This window comes from Streptomyces sp. HUAS TT11, assembly GCF_051553595.1.
Lineage (GTDB): Bacteria > Actinomycetota > Actinomycetes > Streptomycetales > Streptomycetaceae > Streptomyces.
Genome location: NZ_CP196184.1, coordinates 2,967,174 through 2,981,178, shown reverse-complemented (window position 1 = coordinate 2,981,178; position 14,005 = coordinate 2,967,174). Strand labels below are relative to the sequence as shown.

General features: G+C 72.5%; 11 protein-coding genes. 6 read left to right on the top strand and 5 right to left on the bottom strand.

Translation table 11 applies throughout. The features are described from left to right. Position 1: 1 nt before the first annotated feature. The gene (locus ACSHXN_RS13290; protein WP_438303167.1) at positions 2 to 484 is read right to left on the bottom strand and encodes a DUF3515 domain-containing protein; all 483 of its coding nucleotides are present in this window, start codon (positions 482 to 484) and stop codon (positions 2 to 4) included. A gap of 20 nt (positions 485 to 504) precedes the next feature. Beyond that, complete coding sequence (locus tag ACSHXN_RS13285; RefSeq protein ID WP_059131736.1) at positions 505 to 738, bottom strand: Lrp/AsnC family transcriptional regulator; 234 nt, start codon at positions 736 to 738, stop codon at positions 505 to 507. A gap of 206 nt (positions 739 to 944) precedes the next feature. Between ACSHXN_RS13285 and ACSHXN_RS13280 the strand changes: the two genes are divergently transcribed. Next, a complete protein-coding gene (locus ACSHXN_RS13280) occupies positions 945 to 1,910 on the top strand; it encodes a thiamine-phosphate kinase (RefSeq protein ID WP_331265015.1) in 966 nt (321 codons plus the stop codon). 316 nt (positions 1,911 to 2,226) lie between these two features. On the opposite strand, the gene rpmB is transcribed toward ACSHXN_RS13280, so the two are convergent. Continuing rightward, on the bottom strand, positions 2,227 to 2,412 hold the full coding sequence (rpmB, locus tag ACSHXN_RS13275) for a 50S ribosomal protein L28 (protein WP_004924906.1): 186 nt from the start codon (positions 2,410 to 2,412) through the stop codon (positions 2,227 to 2,229). Between the two features lie 303 nt (positions 2,413 to 2,715). Here rpmB and ACSHXN_RS13270 point away from each other — a divergent pair, with 303 nt between their 5' ends. After that, a complete protein-coding gene (locus ACSHXN_RS13270; protein ID WP_438306456.1) occupies positions 2,716 to 4,398 on the top strand; it encodes a DAK2 domain-containing protein in 1,683 nt (560 codons plus the stop codon). Positions 4,399 to 4,485: 87 nt separating this feature from the next. Here ACSHXN_RS13270 and ACSHXN_RS13265 read toward each other — a convergent pair whose 3' ends face one another. Beyond that, the gene (locus ACSHXN_RS13265) at positions 4,486 to 7,371 is read right to left on the bottom strand and encodes a tetratricopeptide repeat protein (protein WP_438303165.1); all 2,886 of its coding nucleotides are present in this window, start codon (positions 7,369 to 7,371) and stop codon (positions 4,486 to 4,488) included. Between the two features lie 8 nt (positions 7,372 to 7,379). After that, positions 7,380 to 9,227, bottom strand: a complete 1,848-nt coding sequence (locus tag ACSHXN_RS13260; protein WP_355131899.1) for an HSP90 family protein — start codon at positions 9,225 to 9,227, stop codon at positions 7,380 to 7,382. A gap of 168 nt (positions 9,228 to 9,395) precedes the next feature. On the opposite strand from ACSHXN_RS13260, the gene recG reads away from it, so the two are divergent. The 4 genes from recG to ACSHXN_RS13240 all read left to right on the top strand — a co-directional run bounded on the left by recG (position 9,396) and on the right by ACSHXN_RS13240 (position 13,984). Beyond that, positions 9,396 to 11,600, top strand: a complete 2,205-nt coding sequence (gene recG / locus ACSHXN_RS13255) for an ATP-dependent DNA helicase RecG (RefSeq protein ID WP_356294849.1) — start codon at positions 9,396 to 9,398, stop codon at positions 11,598 to 11,600. Between the two features lie 94 nt (positions 11,601 to 11,694). Beyond that, positions 11,695 to 12,282 carry a 16S rRNA (guanine(966)-N(2))-methyltransferase RsmD gene (rsmD, locus tag ACSHXN_RS13250; protein ID WP_383357145.1) on the top strand — a complete coding sequence of 196 codons (588 nt, stop codon included), beginning with the start codon at positions 11,695 to 11,697 and terminating at the stop codon, positions 12,280 to 12,282. Between the two features lie 26 nt (positions 12,283 to 12,308). Further along, positions 12,309 to 12,788, top strand: a complete 480-nt coding sequence (gene coaD, locus ACSHXN_RS13245; RefSeq protein WP_355131900.1) for a pantetheine-phosphate adenylyltransferase — start codon at positions 12,309 to 12,311, stop codon at positions 12,786 to 12,788. Between the two features lie 122 nt (positions 12,789 to 12,910). Beyond that, a complete protein-coding gene (locus ACSHXN_RS13240) occupies positions 12,911 to 13,984 on the top strand; it encodes an ATP synthase F0 subunit B (RefSeq protein ID WP_355131818.1) in 1,074 nt (357 codons plus the stop codon). Positions 13,985 to 14,005: the final 21 nt, after the last annotated feature.

Sequence of the window (14,005 nt, the reverse complement as noted above, 5' to 3'; positions counted from 1 at the left end):
CTCAGGAGGCGATCCCCTCGGGGATCGCCTTCTTGACCGCGGGCGCCAGATCGACGAGCGGCCCCACACCGTCGCCGGTATGCGCCTTGGGCAGGCTGACCTCGACATACGCCGCGCGCAACGTCGTGGTGAAGCGGAACGAGCCGTCGTTGAGTTTCTGCAGCAGCCAGCCGACGCCGTTCGCCTCCAGGCCGTCCGCCTCCAGGTCGTCCATCTCCGCGGGCCTCGCCACCCCGCAGCGCAGTATGATCGCCGGGCTTCCCCAGCCCGCCGTCAGCGCGGACCGGGGCTGGGGATCGTTCCGGTCGAGGCCGTCCACCTTCCGCGGCAGCACGTTGTCCAGGTTCCGGCACAGCTTCGTGACCTTCGTGTTCGGACTGGGAACCGCGGCCGAAGGTGTGTCGTCGCTCGCGGAACAGCCCGCCGTCGCGATCAGCAGAGCGAGGGCGGGCAGACCTGGGAGCCGGTGACGGAAGAAGCGCACCGGCCAAGCGTAGACGGGGGCTACAGGTGCACCACCGGGCAGGTCAGGGTGCGGGTGATGCCGTCCACTTGTTGAACTTTCGCGACCACCATGCGGCCGAGTTCGTCGACGGTGTCGGCCTGGGCGCGCACGATGACGTCATAAGGACCCGTGACGTCCTCGGCCTGGATGACCCCAGGGATCTTGCTGATCGTCTCGGCGACGGTCGACGACTTGCCGACCTCCGTCTGGATCAGGATGTACGCCTGTACCACGGAACCTCCAGGGCGGCCACGAGGATCATGTGGGGAGAAGGGACGCCACGGTATCGCGTCGCCGCTCGTCGCGGGGAGACCCGCGGGGGCTGTGGCGTGAGCGCCGGGGAACACCGGCGACACAAGTTGACGGTCGACTCGACCGTACCGAGGTCGATGCAGGCACGCGACCGGGCGCGGCAGGGAACAGAAGGGGACGTACGACGATGAAGGGCACCGTGGGCGAGCTCGGGGAGTTCGGGCTCATCAGGGAGCTCACCTCCCGGCTCACCACCACCCCGGCGGTGCGGATCGGCCCCGGCGACGACGCCGCGGTGGTCGCCGCGCCGGACCGCAGGGTGGTGGCGAGCACCGACATCCTCCTGGAGGGACGGCACTTCCGCCGCGACTGGTCGACGGCCTACGACGTCGGGCGCAAGGCGGCCGCGCAGAACCTCGCGGACATCGCCGCGATGGGCGCCGTGCCGACCGCGCTGCTGCTCGGTCTCGTGGTGCCGGCGGACCTCCCCGTCACCTGGCCCACCGAGCTCATGGACGGCCTGCGCGACGAATGCCAGGTGGCGGGTGCGGCCGTGGTCGGGGGCGATGTCGTCCGCGGGGACACGATCATGATCTCGATCACCGCGCTCGGTGATCTGCGCAACCACGAGCCGGTGACCCGGGCGGGCGCCCAGCCCGGCGACGTGGTCGCGGTGACCGGCTGGCTTGGCTGGTCCGCGGCAGGACACGCGGTGCTCTCCCGCGGATTCCGCTCGCCGCGCGCGTTCGTCGAGGCGCACCGCCGCCCCGAACCGCCGTACCACGCGGGCCCTGCCGCGGCGGGGCTCGGCGCGACCGCGATGTGCGACGTCAGCGACGGGCTGATCGCGGACCTCGGGCACATCGCGGAGGCGAGCAAGGTGCGTATCGACATCCGTTCCGGAGCCATCGACATCCCCTCCCAGATGAACGACATCGGGCAGGCCGTCGGCGTCGACCCCATCCAGTGGGTGCTCACCGGCGGCGAGGACCACGCGATCGTGGCGACCTTCCCGCGGGACGTGAAGCTGCCCGCGCGCTGGAAGGTGATCGGTGAGGTGCTCAACCCCTCGGCGCTGCCCCAGGTGACGGTGGACGGGGCGCCGTGGACCAGCAAGGGCGGCTGGGACCACTTCGGGGACATCGAGGCCTAGCGCACCGCGCGCGGGAACGTCATGTCGCCCGTCGGGGCGCCGGCCTCCCCGGAGGCCCGAGCCCCGACGGTGCGGGCGGACGGCTCGACGTCCCTCGCCCCTTCCCGGGCGCCGAGGGGCCGGGGACGCCGGTGCGTATGCGCCGGGCGACAGAAGGTGACCGTGCGGGCACGGCAAAAAGCCGGCCCACTCGGTGGACCGGCTCCGTGCAGCGAACCAGCGGTGGCCGCGCGCTACTGGTCCCCCTGCTCCAGGAGTCCCCCCACTTCGGCCGGGGCCGGGAGTGGGGAGAAGCCGAGAGTCAAGGGGGTCGGCGTCAGCGCGAGACCTTGCCGGCCTTGATGCACGAGGTGCAAGCGTTCACGCGCTTCGGCGTCCCGCCCACCACGGTACGCACACGCTGGATGTTCGGGTTCCAGCGACGGGGCGTACGGCGGTGCGAGTGCGAGATGTTGTTGCCGAAGCCCGGCCCCTTGCCGCAGACGTCGCAGTTGGCAGCCACGGGTCACTCCAAAGACTTCAGATGCACTTACGGTTGACCCCGGCATGCCGGGGTCGAGATCGTACGATCTGAGTGGCGCTGCCAGGGGGAAAGCCCGATCTGGATCGGGCAACCGGAGCAGCATACAACGGCTGCACCCGTACAGCGAAACTACCATGGCCGCCCCCGGGCATACCGGGCCTGCGGACCCCCCGCCCCCGCAGGCGCGAGGCCTGGTGCAGGGAGTCCGTGCGGCCCTCTTCCGGCCCCGGACCCCTCTGGGTCTACGCTGCGTCCCACGTCCAGCAGCTCAAGGAGGCGCAGGTGGCGCAGGTGCCGCAGCCATTGGATGCTCTCGCGGTGCGCACCTGGTGCGGTCTCGCGCTCCGGGAGCTGGGGCGGGCCCGCGAGGAGATCGACGCGATCAACGTCTATCCCGTGGCGGACGGGGACACCGGCACCAATCTGTATCTGACCGTGGAATCGGCCGCGGCCGCCGTCGAGGCCGTCTTCGCCGGGTACGAGGAGGCGGGCGGCGGGCAGCGCCCGACGCTCGCCGACGCGGTGCGGGCCATGGCGCACGGCGCGCTCATCGGGGCCCGCGGCAACTCCGGGACGATCCTGGCGCAGTTGCTGCGGGGCATGGCGCAGGTGCTCGCCGCCGACGGTGAGACCGCACACGCCGACGCGAAGGGGCTGCGGCTCGCGCTCCGGCGTGCGGCCGACTCCGCACGGGACGCCGTCGCCCACCCCGTGGAGGGCACGGTCCTGACCGTCGCCTCTGCCGCCGCGGACGCGGTCACCGGCGTGGAGGACGACTGCGGCGGCGTCGCCCGGGCCGCGTACGAGGGGGCGCGGGCGGCCCTCGCGGCGACCCCCGGGCAACTCGCGGTCCTGGAGCGCGCAGGCGTGGTCGACGCCGGTGGCCGGGGGCTCGTGGCGGTGCTCGCTGCGCTCGTGGAGACGTTCACGGGTGAGGCGCCGCGGGTTCCGCAGGGGGCGGGCCGCGTCGTCGCCCCGCGCCCGGACGACGACGCGCGGGGCGTCACCCGGGAGTGCGCCGAGCCCCCCGACGAGGAGGGCGGGCCCGCCTACGAGGTGATCTACCTGCTGGAAGCCGACGACGCGGCCGTGGCACGGCTGCGGCAGCGGCTCGACACTTTGGGGAACTCCCTCGTCGTGGTCGGTGGCGACGGACTGTGGAACGTCCATGTACATGTGGACGACGCGGGCGCCGCCGTGGAGGCGGGGATCGAGGCAGGACGCCCGCACCGGATCAGGATCACGCACTTCGCGGCCGGCGACGTGCACACCGCGGGCGCCGGCCGGCCGCCGCGCGAGCCCGTCCAGCGCGCGGTGGTGGCCGTCGTGCCGGGCGAGGGTCTGGCCGCGCTGTACCAGGAGGCCGGTGCGACCACCGTGCTCGCCCGGGCCGGGGAACCGCCCGCGAGCGGGGAACTGGTGGAGGGGGTACGGCGGGCACACGCACGCGAGGTGGTGCTGCTGCCGAACGACGCGGATCTGCGCCACACCGCGGCCGCCGCGGCCGAACAGGTGCGCACCGAAGGCGTCCGCGTGGCCCTGATCCCGACCCGGTCCGCGGTGCAGGGCATAGCCGCGCTCGCCGTGCACGAGCCGGAGCGGCGCTTCGACGAGGACGTCGTCGCGATGACCTCGGCGGCGGGGGCCACCAGATACGCCGAAGTGACCATGGCGGAACGGCAGTCGTGGACGACGGCCGGCATCTGTCAGGCCGGCGACGTCCTCGGTCTGATCGACGGCGATGTGGCCGTCATCGGCTCGGACGTGACGGCCGCGGCGGAGACCGTTCTCGACCGCATGCTCGCGGCGGGCGGCGAACTGGTCACCCTGGTGCTGGGCGACGACGCACCGGAGTCGATCGTGGCGCATCTGGAGTCCCGGGTACGCGAGTCGTACCTGGCGGTCGACACGGTGGTGCACCACGGCGGCCGCCAGGGGGCGCTGCTGCTGATCGGTGTGGAGTAGCCGGTCGCCTCCCGGAACCGGGGGTGCCCGGGTCACCGGCCGGGTGACGCCGGGCGCCCGCCCGTGGCAGCGGGCGCCCGGCACACCTCATCGCTGCCGGTGCTCCTCCATCAGCTCGAGCATCCGCTCGGCCTCCGCCCGCCGCGCCCGTGCGGTCTCCTCGCCGTCGGCGCTCCCGTACGCGGACAGCACCGCACGCGCGCGTGCCGACGCGGCGTCGGGGCGGCCGAGGTCGGCCTCCAGCCAGCCCGCGGCCAACTCCGCGCCGGTACGGGCGTCGAGGGCCGCCGCGTCCAGGGACGTGAAGGTCGCGATCGCCTCCGTGAGGTGCGTCAGCGCCTCCGTGAAGGCCGCGCGCACCGCCTCCTCGCCGGCACCGTCACCGACCGACCGTGCGATCAACTCGCCGAACTGGCGCTGAGAGTGCCCGAGTTCACCGGTCAGACGGTCACGCGCCCTGGTGTCCTCGGCGGCGGCCGCCGCCGAGGCGCACTCCTGTGCCGCCTCCGCCATCAGCTCGCGCGCCGTGTCCAGGTCCGCCTCCCCCTCGGCGGCCAGCCACGCGCGGGCCCGCAGACCCCGCACCAGGCCGTGCGTGTTGCCCAGTTCGCGCCACAGGTCGACGGCGCGGGCGTACGCCCGGTCCGCCTCCGCGGGCAGCCCGGCGCGCCCGAGCGCCTCGGCGGCCAGGTGGGCCAGCATCGCGTGGTCCCGCTGCTCCGGCCAGTGCCGGGCGATCTCCGCGGCCCGCAGCCACTGCTCGGCCCCCGCACGGTGCTCGCCCAACTCGGTGAGGCAGTCGCCGAGCCACCACTGCGTCTGCACGATCGCCCCGTCGCCGTGGGTCTCGGCGGTCAGGTCGGGCAGCGCCGACTCCAGCACCTCGGCGGCCTCTGCGAAACGCCCCTGGCGGAGCAGGAAACCGCCCAGCAGATGCCGTGCCCACGCGCCCAGCGTCGAGGCCTCACCCGCCTCGTCCGCCCAGTGCGCCGCCTCCAGGGCGTGCGCGGCGGCCTCCGCGAACCCGCCGGACGTCCCGACCGCCTCCGCCAGTTCCAGATGGAGCCGGGCCTGCGCGACGGGCTCCAGAACGCCCTGCCCGTGCTCGAGCGCCGCGCGGGCCGCTTCCTGCGCCGTCTGCGCGTCGCCGAGCTGCCGGGCCGTCCGGGACAACCGCACCTCGTGGTCCACCGCGAACCAGGGCAGGCCCGCCGCCACGTACTCCCCGGCCGCCTGCGCCAGCAGCCGGGCACCGCTCTCGGCGTCACCGGCCTGCACCGCCAGCTCCCCGAGCATGGCCTTGGCCTCGGCGGCCCGGGACGCGAGGCGCACCTGCGCGGTGTGCGGCCCGGCGAACTCCAGCAGCTCCCGCGCCGCCTCCTCGGCGGCCGACGCGGAGCCCTCGTCCTCGCGCAACCGGTGCATCAGGACGCGGGCGCGCCCCACGAGCACGGACGCCGCCTGCCGTACGCCCGTGCCGCCGGCCTCGTGGAGGGCGAGTGCCTGCTCACGCAGTCCGGTGATCGTCTCCAGTGCCTCGTCGGCATGACCCGTCAGGGCGCGGACGTACGCCGCGCGCGTGCGTGCCGCCAGTGCCTCACCGGGGTCGCCGGCCTCGGCGAACAGCTCGGCCGCCCGGTCGAACGCCTCGGCGCCCTCCGGACCCAGGCTCATCGCCTCGTGGTCGACGAGGTCCGCACGGTCCCGGGCGTCGAGCTCCCGGCCCTCGGCGGCTCGCGCCACCTCCGCCCATGCGTCCATGGCGTCCGGGTGCAGTGCCTCCGACAGGCGCCGGGCCTCGGCGAGCAGATCCGGAAGGTCCCGCTCCCGGTCAGGGGCGGCCGGCGGCCGGGTCTGCACGGGCGCCGGACGGGCCGTGCGCACCCCCAGCGGCAGCCGTTCCACCAGCGGGCGCCGGTCCATCCGCTCCCGGGTGCGCCCGGTGACATAGGACGTCCCGTTGCGCGCGTCGAAGCGGCCGGCGAGGGCCAGCGCCTCCCCGCGCGCGTGGGCGGCGAGACGCCTAGCGGTCCACTCCCGGCCCACGGGGCCAGGCACCGCCCGGTCGCCGAACCCGCGCTCGACCAGCCGGTCCATCAGCAGGGCGGTCACGGCCATGAAGTCCAGCCTGCTGCGCGGCTCCCCGGAGTCCGTGAAGTACGCGGGCCGCTCGGCGAGCAGTTCCAGGCCGCGCGCCTCGTTGCCGCTCAGCGCGCAGAACTCCACGTGGTCCGCGTAGGCGCTGCGCATGCTCTCCATGGCCCGCACGAGCCGGAAGCCGCGCAGATGGTGCGCCCGGGCCTCGTCCAGGAGGCCCAGCCGCAGCAGCGGAACCAGGGAGGAGGCCAGCACGGCGTGCGGTTCGTGGGCGCAGACGTGCTCGCCCTCCAGGACCGGCCGCCACAGCCGAAGCGCCTGCTCGTCGTCGCCCTTGTGGGCCTGCCACCACCCCTGGTCGTGCAGTTCGCACGCGTGGCAGTCGGCCATGTCGTCGCGGTCGGCGGCCAGCCAGGCCCGGTACGCCCGATCGGCGCGCTCCGTGTCCCCGACGTGCGCGGCGATGTTGAACTCCGCGCTGCGCACGGCGCGCTCGGAGTGCCCGGCCAGCCGGTAGCGGTGCTCCATCTCGCCGAGCCACTTCTCCATGGAGGCGAGCGGGATGTGCGGCTGACCCAGCATGCCCGCCGACATCCACTTGAAGACCCAGTGCAGCGTGTGGGTCTCGTACGCGTCGAAGTCCTCCGGGCGCTCGTCCCACATGCGCAGCAGACGCGCGAACGGGACGAACATCTTGTCCTTCTCGGAGCTGTAGTTGTAGACCTTCAGCTGGTGCCCGAGCGCCTCGATCACGGCCAGCGGGATGTTCAGCTTCTCCGCCTCCACGAGCAGGTGCTCGGCGCGCGCGTTGCGCGCCGGGCCCTCCGGCTGCTCGTAGTTGTCCGCCATCGCCCGGCGCAGCGAGTCGAAATCCATGACCTGGCTCATCGGGAGCCGCCCTCCGGGAAGTCGGTGTGGGTGGCCCATTCGAGGAGGCCGATGAAGGCGCGGTTCAGCAGTGCGGAGTCGGCGGGCCGCAGAGGGCGCTGGGCCATCAGCAGGGCCTGCCCGTAGAGGGACTCGGTGGCGGTGCCGATCAGTTCCGGGTCCTGGAGGGAACCGATCCGGCGGATCAGCGGGTTGAGGTGGTTGAGGACCAGTCGGGCCCGGGGCGCGCTGCCGCGCAGCGACCCCAGGATGCCCGCCCACAGGTTGTCGGCCTGCTCCTCGGCGTCGGCGCGCGCCTGCTCGTGCCGGGCCGCCCGGTCGTCGAGGTGCAGCGCGGGCACCGAGAGGGGATGGAACGCGCGCAGCACGACGTCGCAGCCGAGCGGGTCGAGCTTGGCGCGAGCTGCCGCGAGGAACGCCGACAGGGCGAGTTCCTCGCCGGGGTCCACCGCGTCCAGGTGAGCGGTGACGGTGTCTGCGTCCAGCTCCGCGACGACCGTCCCCGGGCGTACCGACGGCAGCGCCTCCACCAGCTCGCTGTCGTACGTGTAACCGCCGTTGACCACGCCGACGCCCTGCGCGGAGGCGATCGGGGCGACCTGGCGGTACTCCTCGACGGTCCGTGTGAAGTGCACGACCGGATGGCGCTGTGCGAACTCCTCCAGGGACAGCCGTCCGTCCGTCGTCTCGAAGGGGAGCCACGGCAGCATCGTGCGCAGCATCTCCTTGTCGTGCCGCGCCAGCGACTTCACACCCAGGTAGTGCACGGAGAGAAAGGCCGCGAGACGCTCCGGGTCACCGGCCGCGAGCCGTGTCAGCCAGGACCGGATGCGCTCCCCGAGAGCCTCGCGCACCGCCGCCAGCGTCTCGTCCTCGTACAGGGACTCGCGCGAGGCCGTGGGCCGCAGACTGTCCGTGTCGAGCACACAGCGGACGAAGAACGCCCATTCGGGCAGCAGCTGTTCGGCCCGCTCGGTGAGCAGCATGCCCTTCAGATGCACACGATGGCTCGCCCGCTGGGCCGGGCTGACGGCGGTCGGCAGGACGTACGCCACGCCGCGGATCCCGGCGAGCGGCACGTCCAGGTCGATCGAGTCCAGCGGGGTGAAACCGAACAGGTCGTGGCAGTGGCGGGCCAGGGCCACCCTCCGGGTGGCCGGGGACGGGTAGCCGCGGTCCCACGGCGCCGGCAGGTCGGTGATCGCCTCGTCGCCGACCCGGACGTCGTACGGCAGCAGCGAACCGAAGTCCCGCGCCAGGGTGCGCACCCGGTCCGGGGAGAGCCAGTCGGCGGCCCCGGGGCGCGCCTGAAGGTACACGGTGGTGCCGGGCTCGGGCCGGGCGTCGTCGGGCAGGGTGCGTACGACGTAGGAACCGTCGTCGCGGGCCGTCCACTCCACGGGCGCGGCCTGCGGCGTCCGTGCGCTGCGGCTGACCACCCGGATGCGCTCGGCGACGACGAAGCAGGCCAGCAGCCCGATGCCGAACTGCCCCAGGAAGTCGGAGCGGACCTCCTGGATGCCGTCGGCCCGCTTGGAACTGCGTCCGATGGTGGCGAGGAGACCGTGCACGTCCGACTCGGTGAGCCCGATGCCCGAGTCCTCGATCCGCAGACCGGTGCCGTCCGTGTGCAGCAGGACCCTGGCCGGTGCGTCGGGCTGCACGGCACGGCGGGCGGTGATGGCGTCCACGGCGTTCTGCAGCAACTCGCGCAGATAGACCTTGGGACTCGAGTAGAGGTGATGGGAGAGCAGGTCCACCAGACCGCGCAGGTCGACCTGGAACGTATGAGGTGATTGAGGTGACTGAGGTGCCTGGGATGACTGCGAGGTCTGGGAGTCCATCGTCACAGCGCCGAGGGTGGGGGACTGGAGACGGCGCGGGGTCGGGCGGTCCCGGTGGGGCGGCGACCGCGGGGCGAGCCGGAAGATGGGTCATCCTAGGCCGCGAGCCACCCCGCTGACCAGCAGATTTGCGAGACGTATACGGCGATGTCAGTGAGGTGGTGTGCAATGGATCTCGTGCCCGCACTGGAAGAACCGCTGAAGAAGGTGCTCGGCCCCGCCACCGCGAAGGTGATGGCCGAGCACCTCGGCCTGCACTCCGTCGGAGACCTGCTCCACCACTATCCGCGCAGGTACGAGGAGCGCGGTCAGCTCACCCACCTCGCCGACCTCCCCATGGACGAGCACGTCACGGTGGTGGCCCAGGTCGCCGACGCCCGGCTGCACACCTTCGCCTCGGCCAAGGCGCCCCGCGGCAAGGGCCAGCGCCTGGAGGTGACGATCACCGACGGCAGCGGCCGCCTCCAACTGGTCTTCTTCGGCAACGGCGTGCACAAACCCCACAAGGAACTCCTGCCGGGCACCCGCGCGCTGTTCGCGGGCAAGGTCTCCGTGTTCAATCGCCGACTGCAACTGGCTCATCCGGCCTATGAGTTGCTGCGCGGCGAGGATGTGTCCGAGACGGTGGACAGCTGGGCGGGCGCGCTGATCCCGATCTACCCGGCCACCGCCAAGCTGGAGTCATGGAAGATCGCCAAGTCGATCCAGACGGTGCTGCCGAGTGCCGGGGAGGCGCTCGATCCGCTGCCGGACGCCCTCCGCGAGGGCCGCTCCCTGGTCTCCCTGCCCGAGGCACTGCTCAAGATCCACCGGCCGCACACCAAGGCGGACATCGCCGACGCGCGCAACCGCCTCAAGTGGGACGAGGCCTTCGTCCTCCAGGTCGCCCTCGCCCGCCGGCGCCACGCGGACGCACAACTGCCCGCGGTGGCCCGGGTGCCGGCGCCCGACGGCCTGCTGACGGCCTTCGACGCCGACCTCCCCTTCACGCTGACCGACGGCCAGCAGAAGGTCTCGCGGGAGATCTTCGACGACCTGGCGACCGAACACCCCATGCACCGGCTGCTCCAGGGGGAGGTCGGTTCGGGAAAGACCCTGGTGGCGCTGCGCGCCATGCTCGCCGTCGTCGACGCGGGCGGTCAGGCCGCCATGCTTGCGCCCACCGAGGTGCTCGCCCAGCAGCACCACCGGTCGATCGTCGAGATGATGGGAGAGCTGGCCGAGGGCGGGATGCTGGGCGGCTCCGACCAGGCCACCAAGGTCGTGCTGCTGACGGGCTCGATGGGGGCGGCGGCACGGCGGCAGGCGCTGCTCGACCTCGTCACGGGGGAGGCCGGGATCGTGATCGGCACCCATGCGCTGATCGAGGACAAGGTGCAGTTCCACGACCTGGGCCTGGTCGTGGTGGACGAACAGCACCGGTTCGGCGTCGAGCAGCGGGACGCGCTGCGCGGCAAGGGCAAGCAACCGCCGCACCTGCTGGTGATGACGGCCACGCCGATCCCGAGGACCGTCGCGATGACGGTCTTCGGTGACCTGGAGACCTCCGTCCTCGACCAGCTTCCGGCCGGACGCTCGCCGATCGCCAGCCATGTGGTCCCGTCGGCCGACAAGCCGCACTTCCTCGCGCGTGCCTGGGAACGCGTGCGCGAGGAGGTCGGGAACGGCCACCAGGCGTATGTGGTGTGCCCCCGTATCGGGGACGACGAGGACGAATCGAAGAAGGCGCGGAAGTCGCCGGAGGACGAGGCGGAGAAGCGCCCCCCGCTCGCCGTCCTCGACGTGGCCGAGCAGCTCGAGAAGGGCCCGCTGAAGGGTCTGCGGGTCGAGGTGCTGCACGGCCGGATGCCGCCCGACGACAAGGACGCGGTGATGCGCAGGTTCGCCGCCGGCGGGACCGACGTCCTGGTCGCCACGACGGTCATCGAGGTCGGCGTCAACGTCCCGAACTCCACCGCGATGGTGATCATGGATGCCGACCGCTTCGGGGTGTCCCAGCTCCACCAGCTGCGCGGCCGGGTCGGCCGTGGCTCGGCGCCCGGACTCTGCCTCCTGGTCACCGACATGCCGGAGGCGAGCTCCGCACGCCAGCGGCTGAACGCCGTGGCCGCCACCCTCGACGGCTTCGAGCTCTCCCGCATCGACCTCGAGCAGCGGCGCGAGGGCGATGTCCTCGGCCAGGCCCAGTCGGGCGCCCGTTCCTCGCTGCGTGTGCTCGCCGTCATCGACGACGAGGAGATCATCGCCGAGGCCCGCGAGGAGGCCGCCGCGGTGGTCGCCGCCGACCCGGAGCTGGAGCACCTGCCCGGTCTGCGCACGGCGCTGGACGCCCTGCTCGACGAGGACCGGGAGCAGTATCTGGACAAGGGGTGACCGAGCGGCGACATCGCCCGGGCTGCGAGACTGGAGGAACACACCCCGCCCATGGCGCAGGGCACCGACCCCCATACCGACAAGGACCGAAGAGATGACCCGCGTGATCGCCGGCCGGGCCGGCGGACGCCGTCTGGCCGTCCCGCCGGGGAACGGCACCCGTCCCACGTCCGACCGGGCGCGCGAGGGCCTCTTCTCCACCTGGCAGTCCCTCCTCGGCGGCCCGTTGGGCGGCGAGCGCGTCCTGGACCTGTACGCCGGGTCGGGGGCCGTCGGCCTGGAGGCGCTGTCCCGCGGGGCGGGCCACAGCCTGCTCGTCGAGGCCGACGCCCGGGCCGTGCGCACCGTCCGTGAGAACGTCAAGGCGCTCGGGCTGCCGGGCGCCGAGGTCAGGGCGGGCAAAGCGGAACAGATCATCCACACCCCGGCGCCCGCGCAGCCGTACGACATCGTCTTCCTCGACCCGCCGTACGCGGTCTCCGACGACGATCTTCGCGAGATTCTGCTCACACTCCGCACCGGGGGCTGGCTCGCGGCCGACGTCGTCGTCACCGTGGAGCGCAGCACCAGAGGCGGGGAATTCCGATGGCCGGACGGCTTCGAAGCGGTCCGGTCCCGGCGTTACGGCGAGGGGACCTTTTGGTACGGTCGCGCCGCCTCTACGTGCGAAGACGCACGATGACCGGACCGGAGAGCGAGGGATCACAAGTGCGCCGCGCCGTCTGTCCCGGGTCGTTCGACCCGATCACCAACGGACACCTCGACATCATTGCCCGTGCGTCCAGGCTGTACGACGAGGTCTATGTCGCGGTGATGGTGAACCAGTCCAAGAAGGGACTCTTCGAGGTCGACGAGCGGATCGAGCTGATCCGCCAGGTCACCGCCGACTACGCGAACGTCGTCGTGGAGTCCCACCACGGCCTTCTCGTCGACTTCTGCAAGCAGCGCGACATCCCCGCCATCGTCAAGGGCCTGCGCGCCGTCAGCGACTTCGACTACGAACTCCAGATGGCCCAGATGAACAACGGCCTGTCCGGCGTGGAGACCCTCTTCGTCCCCACCAACCCCACCTACAGCTTCCTGTCCTCCTCGCTGGTCAAGGAGGTGGCGGCCTGGGGCGGAGACGTCTCGCACCTGGTTCCCCCGGCCGTTCTGGAAGCCCTGGGCAAGCGCCTCAGGAAGGACTGAGCGAGGCCGCGGCGCCCGCTGCGGAACCTGACAGTCCGTCACTCGGTGTCGGTCGGGGCGGAAGTGGTCGTAGAGTCGAACCGTCCGTCTTCATCACAGCTGTAGAGAGTGGCGAGCACACGGTGGACGTGCAGAAGAAGCTCGACGAGATCGTCTCGGTGGTCTCCGGCGCCCGGTCGATGCCCATGTCGGCCTCGTGCGTGGTCAACCGCGCCGAGCTGCTCTCCATGCTCGAGGAGGTGCGCGCGGCGCTGCCCGACTCCCTGGCCGAGGCCCAGGAGCTGATCGGCGACCGTGAGCACCTGGTCGAGCGGGCCCGGCAGGAGGCCGAGCGGATCATCGAGGGCGCGCACGCCGAGCGCGGCTCGCTGATCTCCGACACCGAGGTCGCCCGGCGCTCCCAGAACGAGGCCGAGCGCATCGTCACCGAGGCCCGCCAGGAGGCCGAGGAGGTCCGCGCCGAGGCCGACGACTACGTCGACTCCAAGCTCGCCAACTTCGAGGTCGTCCTCACCAAGACGCTCGGCTCGGTCGGCCGCGGGCGGGAGAAGCTCCTCGGCACCGGTCCCGGTCTCGACGAGCAGGGCTACGAGGACGAGGACGCCCCCGAGCGCAGCCACGACCCCGAGATCCTGCGCCGTGACGCCGACGCCTATGTGGACGCCAAGCTCGGCGCCTTCGAGGCCGTCCTCGCCAAGACCCTGGATGCCGTCGGCAAGGGCCGGCAGAAGCTGCACGGCCGGATCGCCACCGACGACCTCGGCGCGCTCTCCGACGACACGAGGACCGTCCAGCACTCCAGCGACGCCGACTACCTGGCCGATCTCGCGGCCCTGGCGGACGCCCCGGCCCGGACCCCGGCCGCACCCGCCCAGGCGCCCGAGATCCCCGCCCAGCAGGCCGAGCCGGCCTACGCGCAGCAGCAGGACCCGTACGGCTATCAGCAGACGGACCAGTACGGCTACCAGCAGACCTACGCCCAGCAGGACGCCTACGGCTACCAGCAGGCCGATCCGTACGCCGCCTACCAGCAGCAGCAGATGCAGGGGTACGACCAGCAGGCCATGTACGGCCAGCAGCAGCCGGCGCAGGGATACGCGCAGCCCGACGCCCTCGACGAGACCAGCCTCTTCGACACCAGCATGATCAGTGCCGAGCAGCTGCGCGCCTACGAACAGGGGCGCGGCGGTCACTGACCGTCCCGGCGGGCGGAATCG